We start from the raw sequence: 22,721 nt of genomic DNA on the forward strand, positions 1-22,721 counted from the left end.
TAAAATTGGATCTTATTAAGAGACCAATACCTTAAGATAATTATGCCTATCTGAACAGAGTCAGCTTTCAGGAAGACAGATATGGATCAGCTATCAGGAAGACAGATATGGATCAGCTATGCCTAACCAGACAACAGAAAGTTGATGATCAATTTTCCACCACTGCCCGCTCCACCGTTCGCCGTGGTAAGAAAAATGCCAGCTACGACAAGCAAGCGATCTTTCAGCTGATTGATGATTTAAAACTAGGCCACATGGCGTTTATGGATAAAGACAGTCAGTGTCCGGTAATTATTCCCATGACCTTCTGGCGGGTTGATGAACACCTGTACTTTCATACTCTGAATAAAACCCGGCTCGATACGCTGATTTCAAGTGGTGCAGAAGTCAGTATCTCTTTTGCAGAAGCCAGCGAGTGGGTGCTTTCCAAATCCGCCTATCACACCAGCGTCAATTACCGGTCTGCGGTTTTGTTCTGCACTGGCAGTCGAGTAGATTCACCCGATGAATTTGATCAGGCGTTCCAAAGGATCATTGATGATATTGAACCCGGGCGATGGAGCCAGGTTCGTCCACCGAACGACAAAGAAAGAAAAGCCACCGCACTCCTTAAACTGACCATTAACGAAGCGTCGTTTAAATCCCGCACTGGAGGCCCTAATGAAGATGAAGAAGATCTGTCATTACCAGTCTGGAATGGCACACTACCGATTGACGGCCCGAAGGGTGGAGGGTGCCCATTCCAGAGGTAGCCTTGCTGGTTACTGGTTTGCCAGTAGCCAGGTTTTGTATCCTCCTAAGAGATTACGGGAGTTAAAGCCCTGATTAATCAGCTGACGATGAGCCACATAACCTCTTAGCCCCACCAGACAGTAAACGACAATTTCTTTATCTCGTGGCAGTTCATGAATACGATCACGAAGCTGGCACAATGGGATATTGATGGCTCCCGGAATAAATCCACACTCAGATAATTCATCAGGGCCACGAACATCCAGAAGCACTCTGTCTTCTGTTAAATTAGTAATCTCATTAAAATGAATGGACTTCAAATCACCTTTCAAAATATTGGTGGCCACAAAAGCAGCCTGATTAATTACATCTTTCGCATTACCGAAGGGCGGTGCATAAGTGAGCTCAAGATGCTGCAGTTGCTCTACGGTCATGCCTGCCCGAATAGCCACAGAGAGAACATCGATACGCTTATCGATACCTTCTTTCCCCAGAGCCTGGGCACCTAGAATCTTTCCAGATGATGGGTCAAATAATAGCTTCAGGGAAACCGTTTCTGCTCCTGGGTAGTAACTGGCATGGCTGGCACCATGCACATAGACTTTCTCAAAACTCAGCCCATCTCTTTTTAATGCTTTTTCACTTTTTCCGGTTGCAGCTACAGTCAGATCAAATACTCTGCAAATGGAGGTTCCCTGAGTCCCCTGATAGCTTTCCACTCTACCCAGCATATTGTCTGCTGCAATTCGACCCTGTCGATTCGCCGGACCCGCTAATGGAATTAACGTTGGCTCACCTGTTATTAAGTCACTGACTTCTACTGCATCACCGACGGCATAAATACTCGGATCACTGGTCTGCATAAGGTCATTAGTGACAATACCGCCAAGCTTACCAATGTCCAGACCGGCTTCCCGAGCCAATGAAATCTCTGGTCGAACCCCAATGGCCATTATCAGCAGCTCTGTTTCCATCGTACTGCCATCGCCCAGATTCAACAGTAAATCATTACCCGCTGAGCGATAATCAACGCTGTTAAGGCCAACTCCAAGCTTAAGATCAACACCTTGGCTGGTGATTTCCTGATGCAGAAATGCCGCCATCTCCGGATCGACCGGAGCCATCACCTGATCAGACAATTCAAGCAATGTTGTTTTAATGCCTCGATGATGAAACGCTTCCGCCATTTCCAGACCGATAAAACCACCACCAACGACAGTGGCATGCTCAGGTTTATTCATCTCAATGGATTGTAGAATATTATCCATGTCCGGAATATTTCGGAGAGAAAACGTCAGTGGGTTATTAATTCCGGGTAGGGGAAGAATAACGGGCGCTGCACCCGGGCTCAGTAATAAGCGATCATAGCTTTCAATATATTCTGAGCCATCAAAACGATTCAGCACTGATACCGTTTTCTTATGGCGATTGATGAAAACCACTTCACTATTAACTCGTACATCGACATTAAATCGACTGTGAAAGCTCTCGGGCGTTTGCAGTAATAGTGAATCCCTGTCTTCTATATCACCCGCAATATGGTAAGGCAGCCCACAGTTAGCAAATGATATGTACGGCCCTCTTTCAAAAAGAACGATCTTCGCAACCTCACTCAAGCGTCGCGCCCTGGCTGCTGCCGATGCACCGCCTGCAACACCACCGATAATAACGATTTTCTCACTGCCCATGGTCATTTCCTTTTCACATCTGATTATTTGAAAAACACCATATTAGAAATTACTAATATAATCTATACTTATTTAGCTTTATCTAATATAGTATTGACTGAATTATGACACTTGGTAGGATTGGGGTTATTAAATCAGGGTGAGGGTCTAACCCCATGATGCTTAACGAGATGCAGGCAAATGCGTCAGAAGCTGCTGGAATTTTGAAAATCCTATCCCATCCGGCACGACTAATCGTGGTTTGTCAGTTGGTCGATGGCGAAATGGGCGCAGGGCAACTTCAAGAAAGTTCGGCCCTCAGCCAGTCCGCTTTTTCACAGCATCTAACCGTGTTACGAAATCACAAGTTGGTGAAAGTGCGCAAAGAATCTCAACAGGTTTTTTATTCTCTGGCAGACCCGAGAATAAAAGCACTGATACATGCCATGCACGAGATTTTTTGCAGCCAATAATAATGAAAAGAGGGAAATTTAATGGAGTTTGCAGTTCCATGGTCGTCTTTATTGGGCGGCATACTTTTGGGTGCATCAGCGCTTCTGTTATTACTGTTCAACGGTAAAGTTGCTGGCATCAGCGGTATTATTGGAGGCCTGATCAGCCCCGGGAAACAAGACTTTCTCTGGCGACTGCTTTTTCTTCTGGGAATGGTGGGTGGCGGCTGGCTTGCTATCCAATTTCTGGGGATTACCTTCCCTTCCGATTTCAGCGCTTCTCCCATAGTCATTATTATCGCAGGCTTATTCGTTGGGCTTGGCTCTGGTTTGGGAAATGGTTGCACCAGCGGACATGGCATCTGTGGCATTGGTCGTTTATCAGTCAGATCCATTGCCGCTACCTGCACGTTTATGGCCGTTGCTGCGGTGACTGTTTTTATCCGACTTCACGTGATGTAAGGGAGTATTGCTGATGTTTTATATTATCTCTTTACTCACGGGTCTGATATTTGGAATTGGCATGGCGTTATCCGGCATGATTGATCCCGCCGTGGTTATTGCTTTTCTGGATGTAGCCGGCGAATGGAACCCAGCCCTGATGTTTGTGATGGGCGGTGCGCTGCTGGTGTTTATTCCGGGTTATCAGCTGCTCATTAAAAAGCGACAGCAACCGGTTATTGCAGAGAAATGGTCGCTTAATTCGCTAAAAGCGTTGGATCGTCCGCTGATTATCGGTGCTGCACTGTTCGGATTGGGATGGGGAATTCTGGGCGTTTGCCCTGGACCCGCAGTGACGTCCATGCTTGCGGGTAACAGTGATGTATGGCTATTTATGGCTGCCATGATCGCAGGGCTTTTCATCAGTCAAAAGCTAAAGCAGAAGATCAACTGATCTTCCGCTTGCGGGGCTGCTTGCCTGCCGGCTTTCCTGAAGGGCTTCCTGAAGGGCTTCCTGAAGGACTTCCTGAGGGCTTAGCTGTGCTGGCAGCACCTGCTTTATCGCCAGTCGCCTTTTTCTTTTTGGCGACGGTTTTCTTTTGAGCCGCTTTTACTGGCTTACCCTTCTTGGTGGTTTTCTTTTTTGCTGGTTTCTTTCCTGAGCGACCACCGTCTTCGGATTTAGCACCTTTGCGTTTCTTCGCAGCCTCTTCCGCTTCCTTCGCTTCTTTCAGCAGTTTTGCTTTAGCAGCAGAGGATTTGAAGCGACTGCCCAGCGCAGCACTGCCTGAGGATTTCGATTTGCCTGCAGATTTCGACTTCCCAGCTGACCTTTTACGACTCGGGTTGCTCACGGTAGAGAGCAGTTCAAAATCGATCTTCTTGTCATCCAGGTTGACCTTGCTGACCATAACTTCCAGCTGATCACCAAGACCAAAACGCCGCCCTGTACGCTCACCTTTCAGGCAGTGGTGAACATTGTCGTAGATGTAATAGTCATCTGGCAGGCTGGTAATATGCACCAGACCTTCAACAAACACATCTTTCAACTCCACAAACAACCCAAAGCCAGTGACCGCAGCCACCACACCATTAAAGGTCTGACCGATATGCTGCTGCATGTAATCACACTTCAGCCAGTCCATTGCGTCTCGGGTCGCCAGATCTGCTCGACGTTCAGTCACAGAACAATGTTCGCCTAATGCCTGAATATCACCATGGTCGTACGGATAAATTTTCTTTTTGGGAATTGGCAGAGCGCCCACTCGAATCACATGTTTCGATGCAATATCAGAACGAATCACGTGACGTAGTGCACGATGTATCAGTAAGTCAGGGTAGCGACGAATCGGTGAAGTAAAGTGAGCATACTCTTTAAACGCCAGACCAAAGTGTCCTTCGTTCTCGCCACTGTAGATGGCTTGGCTCATCGAACGCAGAACCACTACCTGAATAACATGGAAGTCCGGACGATCTTTTACTTTAAGCAACAATGCCTGAATATGTTCCGGCGTAATCTTGCCCGACGGTAACGCCAGACCAAGAGTGCTTAGAAAACTGTTCAGGTTCAGTCGTTTCTCCATAGTCGGCCCTTCGTGGACACGATAGAGACCCGACAGGTTATGCTTTTTCAGGAATTTAGCAGCGCAGACGTTGGCGCAGAGCATGCATTCTTCAATCAGCTTATGTGCATCATTCCGAACTGTTGGAACGATTTGCTCGATCTTACGGTTACGACCGAAAATGATTTGTGTTTCTACGGTATCAAAATCGATAGTACCGCGATCCGCACGAACAGCGATCAATGTCTTATAGAGTTCATAGAGTTGATCAACATCTTTAGTAACGTGTTGATACTCTTTGCGCAGGGTTTCACCTTCTTCACTATGGGATAACATCTCCCACACTTTGGTGTAGGTTAGGCGTGCGTGAGAACGGATAACCGCTTCGCAGAATTTGTAACCGGAGATTTTACCTTTGGCACTGATGGTCATTTCACACACCATCGCCAAGCGATCGACTTCAGGGTTCAGTGAACACAACCCGTTAGACAACACTTCCGGCAACATGGGAATCACATGGCCAGGAAAGTAGACCGATGTTCCCCGATTATTGGCTTCTTTATCGAGGGCTGAATCCGGTTTTACGTAATGGGACACATCCGCAATGGCAACAAATAAACGCCAACCGCCGCCTTTCTTTGGCTCACAGTAAACCGCATCATCGAAGTCACGGGCATCTTCACCATCGATGGTGACAAACGGTGTTTCCCTAAGATCGACTCTTAGTTCTTTATCTTTTTCTGCAACTTCGGTTTTGAAACCTTTGCACTGATTTTCTACAGTTTCCGGCCATTCGTGGGGAATGCCGTGGGTGCGAACCGCCACTTCCACTTCCATGCCTGCATCGGCACGACCACCAAGGATTTCTTTCACAATCCCCATCGGCATATTGCGACGGCCTGGTTGGCGGGTAATTTCCAGCAGCACATATTGCCCTTCTGTTGGCATTAATGGCCCGGGCTGAACGATAACTTCGCGACTGATTCGCTGATTTTCTGGCACCACAAAAGCGGCACCGGATTCTGTATAAAAACGACCAACAAGCTGTGTCGTATTGTGTTCAATGACTTCGACCAGCTGACCTTCTCTGCGGCCACGGTGATCCACGCCGGACTCTCGAACAACAGCACGATCACCATCAAAGAGTTGACGCATTTCGCGGGGAGACAAGTACAGGTCTTCTCCGCTGTCGTCTGGTATTAAAAAGCCAAAGCCTTCTTTATTGCCTTGTACCCGACCTTTGATCAGGTTCAATTTGCTGACCAAGGCAAAAGCATTCTTACGATTCTGCAGCAGTTGTCCGTCACGAATCATCGCTTTGAGACGGAACATCAGCGCTTCTTTCTGTTCTTCTTCGGTGACGCCCATCTCTGTGCACAGGGTGCTATGACTGGCTGGCGCTCCCCGCTGCTCAAGAAATTCCATAATATACACACGGCTGGGAACCGGGTTCTCATACCGCTGAGCTTCGACAGAAGCCTGACTATCCTGATCTTTCCACCCTTTTGACATGTGGTTTATTGCACCTCGTTACCAGCCAGAGGCTGCTTTTGAATTTGAAAAGGTTGCCGGTGTGTCATTCCGATCATGCAGGGGGTTACTATTGCACCCATTCTTTATTAGTACATCGTTAGGTGAGTTTATGCAAAACAGGCAGGGAGTATACAACATTAGAAGAATAGCCGATCCTGAATATGGATCGGCTATTTCATTGTGCTTACCCGAAAGAACGATCAGGCAAACGGCTGGCGCAGGATGATGGTTTCTACACGGTCAGGACCGGTAGAGATGAGGTCAATCGGCGCACCGGTGACTTCTTCCAGACGCTTGATGTACGCAACAGCGTTCGCTGGCAGATCATCAATATTCTTCGCGCCAAAGGTAGACTCAGTCCAACCTGGCAGTTCTTCATAAACTGGCTGAACCGCTTCGTACTCTTCCACGTCTACTGGTGTCGTGATGGATTCGCCTTCAGCGTTTTTGTAATCCACACAGATACGGATGGTTTCCAGACCGTCCAGAACATCCAGTTTGGTCAGGCACAAGCCGGTCACCGAGTTGATCTGAATCGCCTGTTTCAGGGCAACCGCATCAAACCAGCCACAACGGCGTGGACGACCAGTGGTCGCACCAAATTCGTTCCCGACTTTCGCCAGGTGACGACCATTTTCGTCATCCAGTTCCGTCGGAAATGGACCAGAACCGACACGCGTCGTGTACGCCTTGGTGATACCCAGCACGTAATCCAGATACAGAGGACCAAAACCGGAGCCTGTGGACGCGCCACCAGCAGTGGTGTTGGAAGAGGTTACGAACGGATAAGTACCGTGGTCGATATCCAGCAGGGAACCCTGTGCACCTTCAAACAGAATGTGGTCGCCACGATCGTGGTGAGCGTGGAGAGAGTCAGCGACACGGTCAACCATCGGAATCAATTCTTTGGCCATTTCCAAAGTGTCGTCCAGAACTTTCTGGTAATCAACCGCTTCTACTTTGTAGTAGTTCACCAAAGAGAAGTTGTGATATTCCATCACTTCTTTCAGTTTCTTAGCGAAACGCTCTGGGTGCAGAAGGTCAGCAACACGCAGGCCACGACGAGCTACTTTATCTTCGTACGCTGGACCAATACCACGGCCAGTCGTACCGATTTTCGCTTCACCACGGGCCAGTTCACGAGCCTGGTCCAATGCAATGTGGTAAGGCAGAATCAGCGGGCAGGAAGGGCTCAGTTTCAGGCGCTCACGCACCGGAACACCGGTTTCTTCCAGCTGCTTCATCTCTTTCAGCAGCGCTTCCGGAGACAGAACCACACCGTTACCGATGTAGCATACAACGCCGTCACGCAGGATGCCGGAAGGAATCAGGTGCAGTACGGTTTTTTCGCCGTTAATAACAAGAGTGTGCCCAGCATTGTGGCCACCCTGAAAGCGAACGACCGCTTCTGCCTGCTCAGTAAGCAGATCAACGATTTTGCCTTTACCTTCGTCACCCCATTGGGTGCCAAGTACGACAACAGTCTTACCCATGGTAATTGGTCTCTCAATTTCATGCGATACAACACAGGTACAATACAAGTGTTGCATATATTTTACCTGCAAAGCAGATACAGTTCTGAGCGGAAACGCCGCTCATCCAAACCCATGAAAATGGCTTCGGAGAGCCGCATTTTCATAGCAGTCACGACAATGCGGTTTAGCCAATCGGCTCAACCAACCACTTGCCGTCTCGGCAGACCAGCTGACGGTTACAACCCATGTCCGCTGCTTCTGTCTTTTGCCCGGGCAGCTGACACACTACCCTTTGGCCCTGTTGGCGCAATGACTGGACAGTTCCAGCATCCACATCCGCAGGTGCAAAAACGGTTAACTCTTCGGTCTGTTCACTGACGTTACCAGCTTGCAGCTCCAATAACGCTTTCAAATCCGTACTGAAACCTGTTGCCGGACGTGAACGACCAAAGGCCTCACCAATCCCATCATACCGGCCACCTTTGGCAATCGCCTGACCTTGATCAGGAAGATAGGCCGCAAAAACGACACCTGTATGATAGTTGTAGCCTCTTAACTCACCCAGATCGAGGTAGAACCCAGTCCCCGGGTAACGAGCGCTGATATCACGGGCAATGGACTCAAGTTCATCCAACGCGACCTGCACACCCTTAGGCGCTTTTTCCAGAGCAGCTCTTGCCCGATCAAGAATGTCGATATCACCTGCCAGTTGAGGCAGTGCGTTCAGCATGGCTGCAACGTCTTTATCGATATCCCACTGATTCACTAGTTGCTCAATCTCTGAGATTGCTTTGCGCTGTAGCGCATCAAACAGCTCGTGTTCCTGAGCATCAGTCAAGCCGGCCTGATCCGCCAACAGTCGATAAATCTGCACATGACCAAGATCCAGATTAACGGACTCTGCCCCCACTCTACCCAGTGTTTCGAGCATCAGGGCAATCACTTCCAGATCACTTTCCACACCAGAGTGACCGTATAATTCGGCACCGATCTGAATCAGTGAGCGTGATGCACCCAGTGTCGCTGGTCGAGTGTGAAAGACACTACCTGAATAACACAATCGTACAGGGCCATCCTGATTCAGTGCATGGGCATCAATTCTTGCTACTGCTGGCGTTGTGTCTGCCCGCAGACCAAGGGTTCTGCCGGTCAGTTGATCCGTCACTTTAAATATCTGCAGATCCAAATCGTGACCAACACCGGCGGTCAATGATTCCATAAACTCAAGATGCGGTGGAATCACCAGTTGATAACCCCATCGATCAAACAGATCGAGTATGTCGCGTCTTAACTTTTCAGCACTTCGGGCTTTACCTGGCAGAATTTCTTCAATTCCATCCGGCAGCAGCCAGCGATCAGCAACGGTCATAACAATCTCTCTTTTTGTTCATATCGAGTGTTACGGAAAAACCACCTAACGTAGGTCGGTAACGCCAACAGCGTTGCCGACATAGCGATCTTCTCGTCGGCAATCCTTTGGATTACCGACCTACAGGGTTAACAGATTTAGCATTAACCATTTATAAGGTAGAGCAGACCAACACCAACCAGCATACTGACAAGGCCGCCTATTCTAAGTTGCCTGTCATCAATTTCTGAAAGCCTGCTCACCAATTGACGCCAGCGCTGGGGATAAAGAAAAGGCACTATACCTTCAATCACCAGCATCAGGCTCAATGCGATCAGCAACTGCTGTATAAAGTCTATTTCCACACAGCCCTCACACGAAAAAACCGGGCGGGGCCCGGTTTTGGTAATACTACCACGGTTTTTTCAGACTAACAGCACAATCTTGTGCTTACTTATCCTGATTAAAGTAGCGGAAGAAGTCACCTTTTGGCTCAATCAGCATGATATTGCCGCTTTCGCCAAAACTTTCTTTGTAAGCCTGAAGGCTACGATAGAAAGAATAGAACTCTGGATCCTTCTTGTAAGCTGCCGCATAAATCTCAGCAGACTTCGCGTCACCATCACCTCGGATAATCTCAGACTGACGGTATGCATCAGCCAGCAGCACCCGCTTCTCACGGTCAGCATTAGCCATGATACCTTCGGCCATTTCCTGACCACGTGAACGATAGTCCTGAGCTTCTTTTTCACGCTCGGAAGACATACGTTCAAACACGGAGTCGCTTACCTGAGGCGGTAGATCGATACGTTTGATACGAACGTCCATCACGCTCACACCCAGCTCTTCCTGAGCCACTGTATTCAGCGACTTGGTCAGCTCATCCATCATTTCGTCACGCTGTCCGGAAACCACCTCGTTCAGAGTCAGGCTACCAAACTGGTTACGCATGCTGGATTCTGCACGCTGGGCAAGCAGATTACTGGCACGGAATACATCACCGGCAGTTGCACGATAGAAGTTGTACACGTTGTGAATACGCCACTTGATGTAGGAATCCACAATAACCGCTTTCTGCTCAAGGGTCAGGAATCGTTCAGATGGCACATCCAACGTCTGCAGACGTCCATCAAATACCTTAACCTTGTCGATCAGAGGAATTTTCACGTGCAGGCCAGGCGGAATGGTGTCGCGCACTACCTGTCCGAAACGCAATTGAACCGCTCTCTCCCGTTCGGAGATAACAAACAGACTACCCCAAGCCAATATAACGGCCACTACGGCGATAATCAGTCCAGTGAAGGCTTTCTGACTCATCGGCTAACCCTCCCCCCACTGGCCCGTGAACTATTCACGCGCTTGTTCAATTCTTCCGTCACCCGGTTAGTAATCTCATTCAAATCCTGAGTAGACAACTGTTTGGATGGCATGGCGCTGTTGCTGCTGGACTGCATAATCTTGTCCAGTGGCAGGTACATCATGTTATTTCCACCTTCAACATCCACCAGAACCTTGTTGGATTTACTCAGCACTTCCTCAATGGTTTCAATATACAGACGCTCACGGGTTACATCCGGTGCACGCTTGTACTCGGTTAGCAGCTTCACGAAACGATCAGCTTCACCTTCAGAACGTGACACAACCTCATCACGGTAACCATTGGAGTTTTCGATGATACGCTGAGCCTGACCACGGGCTTCAGGAACCACCTTATTGGCGTAAACCTGAGCCTTGTTCTTGGCACGCTCTTCGTCCTCACGGGCACGAATTACATCGTCAAACGCCGCCTGCACTTCCTTGGGAGGATGCGCACTTTCGATGTTGACCTTGGCCACATTCAGACCAGAGCCGTAGTTATTCAGGTATGCCTGCAAACGTTCACGCACTTCAACACCCATGACCTCACGGCCTTCGGTCAGTACCTGATACATTTCAGAACCACCCACTACATGACGCAATGCGCTCTGAGTCGCCTCTTCAAGGCTGACCAGTGGCTTGGCAACATTCAGCACGTAATCCTGGATGTTATCAATGTTGTACTGAACGGACATGGAGACTTCTACAATGTTTTCGTCTTCAGTCAGCATCTGCTGGAGAAGATTGTAGGTACGCAGTTCCGTCACACGCTCCTGAAACTTTTGTTCAATTGGAGGAAAGTACATGTGCAAACCAGCACCAACAGTAGAGTGGTATTCACCAAAACGGAGAATGACGGCCTGCTCTTTTTCATCCACGGTATAGACGGCATTCCACAGATAAGCGATTGCCGCCAGAATCAAAATGCCGATGAACATTCCAGAAGACGAACCGCTTTGAGCGCCACCGCCGCCGGAGCTGCCTTTTCGGCCTCCACCGAACATTCCGTTCAGTTTATCCTGAAATTTACGAAAAGCATCATCCAGGTCCGGTGGTCCCTGCTTATCGCCTTTGTTACCACCGCCCCATGGATCCTGGTTATTTCCACCCGGCTCGTTCCAGGCCATATATGTCTCCGTAGAGTCAGTATCTAATTGAATATTGGTCGCGCATCCCTAGCTTCTACAGACGATCGCGCAAGACAAAATCGCCCGTCATCGACATTCACTCCACCACAGAGGGGTTGAAAATGCAATGAACCAGTACCGCCAGAACTCATAGTGTACCTTATAATTGCGTTCAAGCTGAACGCACTTTAAAAGGCACTACCTGAAGCCAGATTGTAGGGTTTGGATAGCGAATAGCGCAAGCCGAATTAGTAAAGACCGAAACAACACTTCTTTACAATTCAACTTTATGAATCAAAGATACGATCCAGCCAGCTGCGTTTTTTATAGCTTGCGGCCACACCTTTGGAGAGCATAAAGGGTACATATTCACGATCTTCTTCAAGAATATGTTTACTCAGCCAGACTCTTAAAAAGTGCAGAAGCTCAAAGGTGACGTGCTGGCCATCCACAACACGCTGATGGAGACCGTTAACTTGTTCGATTAATTGACCGTGGTGCTTTTTGTGCTCTTCATAATCTGGGTAGTCCAGAACCCGCATCAGCGCTTCTTCGACGGCAAAATGGATCCGTGTATATTCCACCAGACGACCTAGAATTTCCGTGGCGGCTTCAGAGCCGTGATGTTCGTGAATGGCGCGGTGCAACTCATTCAGCAAATCCACCAGCACACGATGCTGGGCATCAATTTCTTCGATGCCGATGCAAAACTTGTCCGACCAGGGAAATAATTCTTCGATATCTGCCTGCACTTCTGCCGCATTCATACTCGCCATTTTGATACCCTATTTCTATTTATTCTGATAAGTCTCTCTGCATTATTTACTCATTACATACACAACAATCGTCGTTAAGTGACAATTCACGGTAGCAAATGGTGGGTTTTTAAAGCAGATGAGATTGGTATGCACAATACTGACGGGAATGATTCCCACCAGCATTGATACAGATCAATATTTTGAAAGGGTTTTCAAGCTAACGATGAAGAGAAGCAGTCATCCGCCAAACCTTCCTGCTTGGCAATGCGATCATAATCTGGTCGGGATACGCGGATGTGCAACACAATGTCGCCAGTCTCCGAATAACCTTCAGACTGAATGGCGCCCAGTTTGTACAACCTCGCACGAGCCCGGCCTTGAGCCGGTTTCAAGGTTAACTCTCCCTCCAACATATCGTCAGAGAGCAACTCTTTGATGGCATCCAACAATAAATCAGTGCCAGCACCGGTGACTGCAGAAACCCAGACACGCACCGGGCGCCCTTGATCATTCCGCTGGATTTTCGGCTCAACACCCTGCAGCAGGTCAATTTTGTTATAAACCTCCAGCATCGGGACTTCGTTGGCATCGATCTCTTTCAGCACTGACTCAACCTGATCGATATTATCCAAACGCTCAGGATCATGGCTGTCGATCACATGGATCAGAAGATCGGATTGCCGGGTTTCTTCCAAAGTCGCTCGAAATGCTTCCACCAACTTATGCGGCAAGTGCCTTATAAATCCAACCGTATCCGCCAGAACAGCCGGCCCAATATCCTCAAGCTCAATTCTTCGTAGTGTCGGGTCCAGTGTGGCAAATAGCTGATCTGCGGCATACACCACCGATTCAGTCATGCGGTTGAAGAGCGTCGATTTACCGGCGTTGGTGTAACCCACCAGTGCAACCTGAGGCACTTCTGCTCTTACTCGGGAACGACGGCCTTGCTCACGTTGCTTACGGACTTTATCCAGTCGACGGAGGATACTTTTGATACGAACCCGCAGTAGTCGACGGTCGGTTTCCAGCTGAGTTTCACCAGGACCACGAAGACCAATACCGCCTTTTTGTCTTTCCAGGTGCGTCCAGCCACGAACCAGTCGTGTACTCGTGTGCTGAAGCTGCGCCAGTTCAACCTGCAGTTTACCCTCAAAGGTCCGGGCACGCTGGGCAAAAATATCGAGAATCAGGCCGGTGCGATCCACTACACGACACTGAAATTCTTTTTCGAGATTTCGTTCCTGGCTGGGGGACAGCGCATGGTTAAACAGCACAACATCCACATCGTGCAGAACCACTAGCTCACGAATTTCCTGCACCTTGCCAGGGCCAATAAAGAAACGAGGAGTAGGATGCTTGCAAGTCGTAGAGATGAAGGCGGCAGACTCAACACCGGCGGAGCGAACCAGCTCCATGAATTCCTGGGGATCTTCCCGCTTGCGCTCATCGTTCACATCGATATGAACCAGAACTGCGGTTTCACCACCCTCATGGCGATCAAAAAACAAGCATAACTCCTAAACAACCATGTCAGTAAAATGAGAATGCCGCGCTATCCCTTCTTGTTCCCATACTATGCGTGGGAATAAATACCCAATATCAAAGGGCATGGAAGCCAAGGCTCAGGGGTTTTGCAGCATTAAGAGACACAATATTTATTCGCAAACTGATATAGCAGAAACAACTAAAGGCGCATTAAGCGCCTTCAAGATGCAAAAAGCAAGATGCTGTTTTTCAAGCTTTACTCTTGCTCGCCTTCGGTACCCTGCATTGGCAGACGAACCGGACGGCTAGGAACCACAGTAGAAACAGCGTGCTTGTACACCATCTGGCTGACTGTGTTCTTAAGAAGAATCACGAACTGGTCAAATGATTCAATCTGTCCCTGAAGCTTAATACCATTAACCAGGTAAATAGAAACTGGCACACGCTCTTTGCGCAGCACATTCAGGTAAGGGTCTTGTAGAGAATGCCCTTTTGACATTTCTGTACTCCTTTTAATTCTCGAGTTTTGAATAGCCTAGTTTCACTCTGGGGGAGGACTATCCGCTATACCGGCTGTGCCAGTACTAATTGTTTAATAAGTGTACAGCCTGTAGAAAGCCGACTCACATTAAGCTAACCCCACATCGTACTCAATAAGTAATACTAGCTACTCCCGTCAGTCCTGCAGGAACTATTACGTGCACCAATGTACTATTTTGTAAAAGCCTTCAGACTAACTTCGTTCAAAAACCCGATAGGCTTTGCTTGCCAGCAGGTTATATACCCGAAGGATTTCAAGTTGCTACGCGGCGGCAAGTAAGCGAAGCCCCGTGAGCCTACAGCGAGTAGGTGATCGGGGTGAGCGCACACAGCCAACAAAGTAGCAACCTGAAAGGCGATGGGTATAAATACGTCAGACCTATATGAGGACGTTACCCAAAACTTTCAAGGCATCGCTTTCAAGATTAGGCGATAAGGTATCAAGCCAATGAACATCCGGCCACCCTCGCAGCCAGGTCAACTGTCGTTTTGCCAGCTGCCTTGTTGCGATGATTCCTCTTTCGACCATTTCTTCGTACGAAAGTTCCCCATCTAGATACGACCATACCTGACGGTAACCAACAGAACGAACAGCTGGCATGTTGACGCTTAAATCACCACGCGCATACAACGCTTTTGCCTCATCCAGAAAGCCATTTTCCAGCATAAGTCGAAACCGCAATGCAATTCGCTCATGGAGCACAGCGCGATCTTCCGGAGCCAGCGCAAGGCTGGTAATGTCCCAGGGCAGTTTTTGCTCATCCTGCTCTTGGTGCCACTGGCTCAGCGGTTTGCCCGTTAATTCATAAACCTCCAGCGCCCGTTGAAGTCGCTGAGTGTCTGTCGGTTTAATGCGCTGAGCGGCTTTCGGGTCGACATCCACCAATTGCTGATGCAAAAACGCCCAACCTTTTTCTTCTGCCGTATTCAATAAGGCCTGTCGAACACGATCATCCGCCGAAGGCATGGATGCCATACCATCACGAAGCACTTTAAAGTACATCATGGTGCCGCCCACCAGTAAAGGTATGCGGCCCCGTTTCGTGATATCCGTCATCAAGGCAATCGCATCCTGACGAAAGTCCGCTGCAGAATAGGCTTCTGATGGATCCAGAATATCAATCAAATGGTGAGGCGCATCCGCCAGCACGTCGGGCTCGGGCTTTGCGGTGCCAATATCCATTCCCTTGTATATGAGGGCTGAATCAACACTGATTATCTCAAATGGATACGATTTGCTGAGCGCCACAGCAAGGTCGGTTTTACCCGAAGCCGTAGGGCCCATTAAGAAGACAGCAGGAGGAAGCCGTTTTTCCTCAAATGTGGTCATTTAGCCGAAATTACCCAGAATTCTTGAAAACCGTTATTGTATAGGAAGATGTAGACCGTCGGTTACCGGAAAATATCCCGAGACGATGTCAGCCAGGCGTTTAATAATCATCAACTTTGCGGGATCAGCACAGAATATGGCGCTTTAGGGAAAGCCTTTTTCACTGCCAGACTGTACGCTCTCGCTCTAACTCCGGACGATCAGAACTTGATTCTGCAAAATAATAAGAAAAACCAAAGAGGCATGCTGTAACAATGATCTCAGTCCCTGGTAATTATCAAGCCCTGACGCCGAACCGGTGTTACCCAGCATTTTATCGTCGTTTACTCTCGTTGTTTGCTGCCTTCTGCGGGCTTCTCTTTACCAACGTATCTACCGCTCAAGCGTCTGAAACGGAATACGCCATTATCAGTGATATGGCGAGTCAGTCACTGCTATTAGACATTGCCCTCGTGCCCGAATCTGTTCGCCTGATCACCGTAGGCGACCGTGGTCATATACTTTATTCCGACGACCACGGATCACAATGGCAACAGGCAAAAGTACCGACACAACAAATGCTCACTGCCGTTTACTTTCCTTCCTCGTCAACCGGCTATGCCGTTGGCCATGACGCTTTGATTTTAAAAACTGTCGATGCCGGTAATTCATGGCGCATCGTTTATGAAGACCGCACCCTTGAGGCCCCTTTGCTCGATGTCTGGTTTGAGAATGAAACCCGTGGCATCGCCGTTGGCGCTTTTGGCACCCTGCTTTCTACGGATGATGGCGGTAAAAGCTGGACTGATCGCACTTACGATCTGGATAACGAAGACGGCTTTCATTACAACGCCATCGCCGGAGATGGCGAAGGCAATGTCTATTTAGTAGGTGAAACCGGTTTAATCTTCCATTCCAGCGACAACGGAGACAACTGGAATCGTCTTGACAGTATTTATCAGGGCAGTCTGTTTGGTGTTTCCGCTGATAAAAAACGGGTCATGGTCTTCGGCCTTCGTGGTAATGCTTTTCTCAGCACCGACAAAGGCGACAACTGGCAACCCATTTCCACCAACCTTCAGGAAACGCTGTTTGGCTCCACCATACTTAACAATGGTCAGGCCGTTCTTGTGGGCAATGCCGGCGCAATTGTCAAAGAGAGTCAATCAGAAGCGTGGTTAGCCACTAACAGAAGTAACCGACAGCTGTTGAATGCTCTGGCCGAAAACGCACTGGGCCAACTCATCGCAGTAGGGCAAGGCGGCATTCATAGACTGGATAGCATCTGACAAAACTAGTCGTCGTCCGTCTTTAAAAGATAACAACAAAAATCATTATCAAGGTCGAAGCCATGTCGTCTGACTTATCCACACTGCAGCACAGGCTGGAAAGGATTATTTTCACTAACCGTCCACTGGTTTGCCTGTTGATTCTGTTCGCCACTGTTCTCTTAAGCTGGAAAATGGTCACCGGACTGCGCATCGATGCCAGCTTTCAAAAAATGATTCCTATGGAACATCCGTTTATCCAGAACATGTTCCAATATATGGAGCGCTCTGGCTCTGGAAACACCCTTCGTATCGCAGTGAAAAATGATAGAGGCGATATCTTTGACCGCGAGTACATGGAGAGCCTGAAGAACATCGGCGACGATATTTTCTTTCTTTCCGGAGTAGATCGTGCCGGCGTAAAATCCCTATGGACACCCAATGTACGCTGGACAGAAGTCACTGAGGAGGGATTTGAAGGCGGCCCGGTCATTCCCCAAACCTACGACGGTAGCCCTGAAAGCCTGGAAGATCTCCGCAGAAATATTCTGCGCTCCGGTCAGGTTGGCCAGATTGTCGCCAATAATTTTCAGTCCAGCATTATCAGCGCACCCTTGCTGGAAAAAGATCCAACCACTGGCGAAACGCTGGATTACGCTGCCCTTTCTGCGGAATTGGAAAATTTGCGGGAACAATACAAGGCGGAAGGCGTTAGCCTGCATATTGTCGGTATTGCCAAGGTATTTGGTGATCTCTTTGAAGGCGTGAAAGCCATTGTCGTTTTTTTTGGCGCAGCGGTCTTTATTACCTTGATACTGCTTTACCTTTACTCACGGTGCTGGCGCAGCACTCTGGTACCGCTGGTAACCTCTCTGGTCGCGGTAGTCTGGCAAATTGGCCTATTGGCGTCCCTGGGCTTCGGGCTTGATCTTTACTCAGTGCTGGTACCTTTTTTGATATTTGCCATCGGGGTCAGCCATGGTGTGCAGATTATTAACAGCACGGGTATAGAGGCAGCTTCTGGCATTGACAAAGTAGGTGCCGCTCGTCGTGCATTCCGGGCACTGATTATTCCGGGGATGATTGCACTGTTATCCGATGCCATCGGTTTTCTGACGCTTCTGGTCATTGATATTCAGGTGATTCGTGATCTGGCGGTGACTGCCAGTATTGGTGTCGCAGCCATCATCATTACCAACCTGGTACTTCTGCCAGTATTAATCTCTTATCTGGGTACAGGTACAAAAGCCATTGCCAGAATTCAGGCCAACCAGAAAGTTACCGGTGGTATATGGCAGTTGCTGTCTAATTTTTCGACTCCAAAGGTAGCACGAGTATCTCTGCTGATCGCCATCGCCGGTTTCGGTTTTGGTTTCTACCAATCTCAGGATTTGAAAGTGGGTGACCTTGATCCGGGCGCACCAGAATTCCACCCGGATTCACGCTACAATCGAGATAACCACTTCCTTACCAGCAATTACTCCACCAGCTCAGACCTTTTTGTAATGATGGTCACCAGCGCTCCTGACCAATGTTCATCATATCCAGTAATGGATGCCATGGATCGTTATATGTGGGAGATGGAAAATGTAGAAGGTGTGCAACAAGCCATTTCCATGGTGACTTTCTCCAAGCAAATGATCAAAGGGCTTAACGAAGGCAACCCGAAGTGGCAGACCCTTTCACGCAATGCTTATGTGCTGAATGGTTCAATCGCCAGTGCTTCATCTCTTTATAATTCTGACTGCTCCATGGCGCCGGTCATCGTATTTCTTGATGATCACAAAGCAGAAACTCTTGAGCGGATAGTGGATGCCAGTAAAGCATTCGCAGAGAAATACGACAACGAACAATTTCAGTTCCGATTGGCAACGGGTAATGCCGGCATCGCCGCAGCCACCAACGAAGTGATTGATACAGCTCAAACAGAGATGAAAATCTGGGTCTATGCCGTGGTTTGCATCCTTGTATTGCTGACTTTCCGCTCTTTCAAAGCCGTGATCTGCATCGTGGTTCCCCTGATGCTGACGTCTGTGCTTTGTCAGGCATTGATGGCGGCATTGGGTATTGGTGTCAAAGTTGCAACATTACCGGTTATTGCGCTGGGGGTCGGCATTGGTGTGGATTACGGAATATACATCTATAGCCGTTTAGATAGTTTCCTTAAACAAGGTATGCCATTGCAAGAGGCTTATCACAAAACTCTGCAGATCACCGGAAAAGCTGTTACGTTCACCGGCTTAACGCTGGCGATCGGTGTTGGCACCTGGATACTCTCACCACTCAAGTTTCAGGCGGATATGGGTATCCTGCTCACCTTTATGTTTGTTTGGAATATGATAGGTGCCATCTGGCTGTTACCAGCACTGGTCTGCTTTATGCACAAACAGAAAAAATCATTCTGTTGATCAATTTGGAAAAACAGAGCATTACTGCTTGTTCGGAATCAGCAATGTTCTGAGCTTTTCCACGTACTCTTTTAGTCCGTAGGGAGGGTGATAACTGGTTATCCAACGGTCAATTTCGTCAACAAATCCTGCAAAATATGTTGATCTCAAGAGATGTTGGTGCAATTGCTCACATAAACCAAAGATATCATCTGAAATCTCTTTATTCAGATCGTCAATTTTATAGGATGACTTGGAATTTAATAGTCTTGAAGCATAAGTGATGCCTTTGTCATATGACATCAGCGCCCTCATCATTAGTTGATATACCTTTCCGTTAGTATCCGCTCTTCTATTGAAAATAATGGTTCGAGATATATCAAGAGAGAGAATTTCATCTTCTGAAGACCTTAGGTAATCTAAAAGCAATGAAAGACTATATTTCATTTGTGCAGACGAATTAAATATACTTGAGCACTGGAATGAAATGACCTCATCATTTACATCATCCTTTATTGAAACTCTGACAGAGCCTTTTAAAAAATCATTTTCAAAATCCATTATATTGAAATCTACTTCAAAAAATTTAGACATATCATTCTCAGAAGTAAACTTACAGACTTTAACTAATGGCATATTCAAACAATATATTGCCTTCCGTTCATACTCGTCCATCTTATAACCGTAGAATCCCAATATACCTTTTAATAAAGCAGTTATCTTCTGATGGCTATTTAGCGAACACCTAACATCAATATCATTAAAGCCAGCACTTTCACCAAGCAAAAAGCTTGAAAACGAACCAACGAATACACAGTCATCATCAGATTGAATTATTCTTAACAAATCAACAAAAAAATATTTATTGATTCTATCTTTTATTACATCCCCTATAGAAAGGAGGCATGGCATTTTCATAGCATCCACAGAAAAACTTAAAATTTTACCGAATCCCCTATCTGTTGACACTGAATTAGAATAATTAGGAGTAACAATCACGTTTCCTTCACTTTTGGAATCATGATCTCTTAACCTCTCATCAACCAACCTCTCGATATATCCAACATCAGAGCCCAGTAAATGACAGCAATGCTTAACCCACCGATTATATTCTTTATTACTACCTGGTTTCATTACTTTATTTACATATTCATCACCTCTTAACTTATAAAGATAAGCTAAATCAGCAGCCTGTTTCAGAAAAACTCTTAGCTTACTTCTTATTGAAACATCATGTTTAAAAACCTCCCTACTCATACCTTTCTGCTCTTCAGATGACAGCGATGCATTTTTAAAAAATTCCAGACAACTGGAAACCTCAGTAATTATACCCTCCAGAAACTTGAGAATTAATACCTTCAACTCTGTATAAGCGACAATAGCTTCTTTAAATTCAGCCTCCTTTTTTTTATCATATTTATAATCCACATTGAGGTATCTTCCTGCAGCATAAACCCTAGCCTCATCAAATCTATTACAACTACTAAGGAGCAGCATAAACGAATGATATACAATATCGCAGACAGAATATCTGAACTCTGCCTCCTGATGTAAAGACAATCGTCCTTTATTTTCATTTAACTCAACTCTCGCATGATTCAGAACAGCTGCTATATCTACTTTATCAAAGTTCCTTAAATACCATTTATAAATACCAATTTGAACATAAGATTCCTTTTTATCAGGCGTATTGGAGATTTTTAGCTCCTTCATGTTTTTCCTGCGTTTTTCCATAATACGTTTACTTTTGCCATGGACTTTTCTTGGGATTTTTCCAGACACGCGTTTTTTCTCTTTATTCAGTTCTTCCGAGCTAATCAAATTTTCAGCTATTCTCTGATACGAGTAGTAGTCACGTTCCAAGCACTCAAAATAATGCCTATATATAACGGTTCGTGCACAGAATCCAGAACCAACGGAAAGGAATTCGCTATCCGCCAAAGGTGTTTTCTTTAATAAAAACTGAAATAGCTCTTCCAGCTGCGCAAGCACAGTATTAAAATCAAGATGACATTTATATTTTTCACTAGGCACGAGATTGTGATCACTCATAATGCCAACTATTTTTGGCAACATAGCCAGCACCTTACTGTTCTCATCCTGATATGCTCCCTGAAGTAACAAACCCTTTAGAAGATCACAACATTTCAAAGCGTCATCACAATGACCAAGAGTAACGGAAATAATTATTCTAACCAGCAAATCAGAAAGATCCTTCATTTCCAGCCCATGATAGTCCATAACTGCAAGAACATAATCGCCACATCCTGTAATTAGAGGAGCGATATTTTTCACCCATGCACCTTCTCTTAAATGAGAAACTGAATCAAAAGCAAATCTAAAGAACTGGTCTGCAGTATCAGGAAGCTCTTCATCATATTTAAAATCTTCCTTAAGCTCCTTAGATACAGCTTTTAGCCTAACTAGAAATTGCAGCAAATCCAAAAAATAAGAGAATAAAACTCGACACACCTTTTCCTTCTGTTCATCTGAAGCACTATCAAATAATTGAGTTCTATTTTTATCAAGACATATAGACATTAAATATATAATCGAGTTATCCATTAACTTCTCTATATGCAGTTTTCCATTTTTAGTTTTACCCGGAACTAGACCAACCACCGTTTCATTACCATCGCAAACCAACGACCTTGGGCCTGATATTTTCAAGCCTCCTCCACTAGCCTTAAATTTAGAAAAATAATCATCCATCTTAAAATACATCTCAATAACGTCATCAATATTCTTCCGCATATTTTGATACTCTTCATCTTGATCCACACAATAAAAATCATCAAAATCAGAAATCACTTCTTTATCAAAATTAGGCTTTATATACGGTTTAAGCTTTGACGACTGCTCGTTGATTAATTTCATTTTAGACGTCAAAACCCCTAAATCCATCTGATGATCACGCCGCATATTGTCCTTAGTTTCAACCTTCTTACTTGGCATTTTTAAATCACGACTTCTTCGTAATATCTCGGTACGATGCTTATCAAGTCTCTTTACGAATAGCCTTTCATAAAGTGAGCTTATATCTCTCTCCATAATATTTTTATAATGTAATTCATGCTCACCATTACGAAGCGCCTTCTCAGCAAACTGTTCTATCTTAACGTTCCCCCTTGAATCAAAATTAATCTCATCGACAGAATCATTACTTGTTTTTCCTGCATAAAGATTTACATTCCCACCCACTCCAGAAACCGACATATGTATTCTCCAAACATATTCGTTTTATCATTCAGAAAAATTAACTTCTATTTTTATAAAGTTGA

General features: G+C 46.6%; 18 protein-coding genes. 6 read left to right on the forward strand and 12 right to left on the reverse strand.

What is annotated here, in order from left to right:
* Nucleotides 1-107: 107 nt before the first annotated feature.
* Nucleotides 108-752 carry a pyridoxamine 5'-phosphate oxidase family protein gene (locus tag AKL11_RS04605; RefSeq protein ID WP_067515466.1) on the forward strand — a complete coding sequence of 215 codons (645 nt, stop codon included), beginning with the start codon at nucleotides 108-110 and terminating at the stop codon, nucleotides 750-752.
* Nucleotides 753-761: 9 nt separating this feature from the next.
* Here the strand turns inward: AKL11_RS04605 and AKL11_RS04610 are convergent, their stop codons facing one another.
* On the reverse strand, nucleotides 762-2,420 hold the full coding sequence (locus AKL11_RS04610; protein ID WP_067515467.1) for an FAD-dependent oxidoreductase: 1,659 nt from the start codon (nucleotides 2,418-2,420) through the stop codon (nucleotides 762-764).
* A 155-nt stretch (nucleotides 2,421-2,575) separates the two neighbouring features.
* Between AKL11_RS04610 and AKL11_RS04615 the strand changes: the two genes are divergently transcribed.
* The 3 genes from AKL11_RS04615 to AKL11_RS04625 are packed head-to-tail and all read left to right on the forward strand — an operon-like array spanning nucleotide 2,576 to nucleotide 3,746.
* Nucleotides 2,576-2,872 carry an ArsR/SmtB family transcription factor gene (locus tag AKL11_RS04615; RefSeq protein ID WP_067515468.1) on the forward strand — a complete coding sequence of 99 codons (297 nt, stop codon included), beginning with the start codon at nucleotides 2,576-2,578 and terminating at the stop codon, nucleotides 2,870-2,872.
* A 21-nt stretch (nucleotides 2,873-2,893) separates the two neighbouring features.
* Entirely contained in the window at nucleotides 2,894-3,313 is a 420-nt protein-coding gene (locus AKL11_RS04620; protein ID WP_067515469.1) for a YeeE/YedE family protein, read from the forward strand.
* A 13-nt stretch (nucleotides 3,314-3,326) separates the two neighbouring features.
* The gene (locus AKL11_RS04625) at nucleotides 3,327-3,746 is read left to right on the forward strand and encodes a YeeE/YedE family protein (protein ID WP_067515470.1); all 420 of its coding nucleotides are present in this window, start codon (nucleotides 3,327-3,329) and stop codon (nucleotides 3,744-3,746) included.
* On the opposite strand, the gene rnr is transcribed toward AKL11_RS04625, so the two are convergent.
* The 10 genes from rnr to miaA form a co-directional block, all read right to left on the reverse strand.
* Nucleotides 3,739-6,366, reverse strand: a complete 2,628-nt coding sequence (gene rnr / locus AKL11_RS04630; RefSeq protein ID WP_095210183.1) for a ribonuclease R — start codon at nucleotides 6,364-6,366, stop codon at nucleotides 3,739-3,741. The genes AKL11_RS04625 and rnr overlap by 8 nt on opposite strands.
* 221 nt (nucleotides 6,367-6,587) lie before the next feature.
* Nucleotides 6,588-7,880, reverse strand: a complete 1,293-nt coding sequence (locus AKL11_RS04635) for an adenylosuccinate synthase (RefSeq protein WP_067515955.1) — start codon at nucleotides 7,878-7,880, stop codon at nucleotides 6,588-6,590.
* A gap of 166 nt (nucleotides 7,881-8,046) precedes the next feature.
* Nucleotides 8,047-9,231 (reverse strand): ATP phosphoribosyltransferase regulatory subunit, encoded by a 1,185-nt coding sequence (locus AKL11_RS04640; RefSeq protein ID WP_067515471.1) that lies wholly within the window; start codon nucleotides 9,229-9,231, stop codon nucleotides 8,047-8,049.
* Between the two features lie 143 nt (nucleotides 9,232-9,374).
* On the reverse strand, nucleotides 9,375-9,575 hold the full coding sequence (locus AKL11_RS04645) for a DUF2065 domain-containing protein (protein WP_067515472.1): 201 nt from the start codon (nucleotides 9,573-9,575) through the stop codon (nucleotides 9,375-9,377).
* A gap of 85 nt (nucleotides 9,576-9,660) precedes the next feature.
* The gene (hflC, locus tag AKL11_RS04650) at nucleotides 9,661-10,527 is read right to left on the reverse strand and encodes a protease modulator HflC (RefSeq protein WP_067515473.1); all 867 of its coding nucleotides are present in this window, start codon (nucleotides 10,525-10,527) and stop codon (nucleotides 9,661-9,663) included.
* Nucleotides 10,524-11,693 carry an FtsH protease activity modulator HflK gene (gene hflK / locus AKL11_RS04655; RefSeq protein WP_067515474.1) on the reverse strand — a complete coding sequence of 390 codons (1,170 nt, stop codon included), beginning with the start codon at nucleotides 11,691-11,693 and terminating at the stop codon, nucleotides 10,524-10,526. The genes hflC and hflK overlap by 4 nt, the downstream gene beginning before the upstream one ends.
* 287 nt (nucleotides 11,694-11,980) lie before the next feature.
* On the reverse strand, nucleotides 11,981-12,469 hold the full coding sequence (locus tag AKL11_RS04660; RefSeq protein ID WP_095210184.1) for a bacteriohemerythrin: 489 nt from the start codon (nucleotides 12,467-12,469) through the stop codon (nucleotides 11,981-11,983).
* Between the two features lie 194 nt (nucleotides 12,470-12,663).
* A complete protein-coding gene (gene hflX / locus AKL11_RS04665) occupies nucleotides 12,664-13,959 on the reverse strand; it encodes a ribosome rescue GTPase HflX (protein WP_067515476.1) in 1,296 nt (431 codons plus the stop codon).
* Nucleotides 13,960-14,192: 233 nt separating this feature from the next.
* Nucleotides 14,193-14,435, reverse strand: a complete 243-nt coding sequence (gene hfq / locus AKL11_RS04670) for an RNA chaperone Hfq (protein ID WP_067515477.1) — start codon at nucleotides 14,433-14,435, stop codon at nucleotides 14,193-14,195.
* Nucleotides 14,436-14,855: 420 nt separating this feature from the next.
* Nucleotides 14,856-15,806: a tRNA (adenosine(37)-N6)-dimethylallyltransferase MiaA gene (miaA, locus tag AKL11_RS04675; RefSeq protein ID WP_067515478.1), complete on the reverse strand. Its 951-nt coding sequence runs from the start codon at nucleotides 15,804-15,806 to the stop codon at nucleotides 14,856-14,858.
* Nucleotides 15,807-16,060: 254 nt separating this feature from the next.
* Here miaA and AKL11_RS04680 point away from each other — a divergent pair, with 254 nt between their 5' ends.
* A complete protein-coding gene (locus AKL11_RS04680; RefSeq protein ID WP_095210185.1) occupies nucleotides 16,061-17,074 on the forward strand; it encodes a WD40/YVTN/BNR-like repeat-containing protein in 1,014 nt (337 codons plus the stop codon).
* A gap of 62 nt (nucleotides 17,075-17,136) precedes the next feature.
* Nucleotides 17,137-19,461 (forward strand): efflux RND transporter permease subunit, encoded by a 2,325-nt coding sequence (locus AKL11_RS04685; protein ID WP_067515479.1) that lies wholly within the window; start codon nucleotides 17,137-17,139, stop codon nucleotides 19,459-19,461.
* Nucleotides 19,462-19,482: 21 nt separating this feature from the next.
* Here the strand turns inward: AKL11_RS04685 and AKL11_RS04690 are convergent, their stop codons facing one another.
* On the reverse strand, nucleotides 19,483-22,656 hold the full coding sequence (locus AKL11_RS04690; protein ID WP_067515480.1) for a hypothetical protein: 3,174 nt from the start codon (nucleotides 22,654-22,656) through the stop codon (nucleotides 19,483-19,485).
* Nucleotides 22,657-22,721: the final 65 nt, after the last annotated feature.

This window comes from Endozoicomonas ascidiicola, from assembly GCF_001646945.1.
GTDB classification, from domain to species: Bacteria; Pseudomonadota; Gammaproteobacteria; order Pseudomonadales; family Endozoicomonadaceae; genus Endozoicomonas; species Endozoicomonas ascidiicola.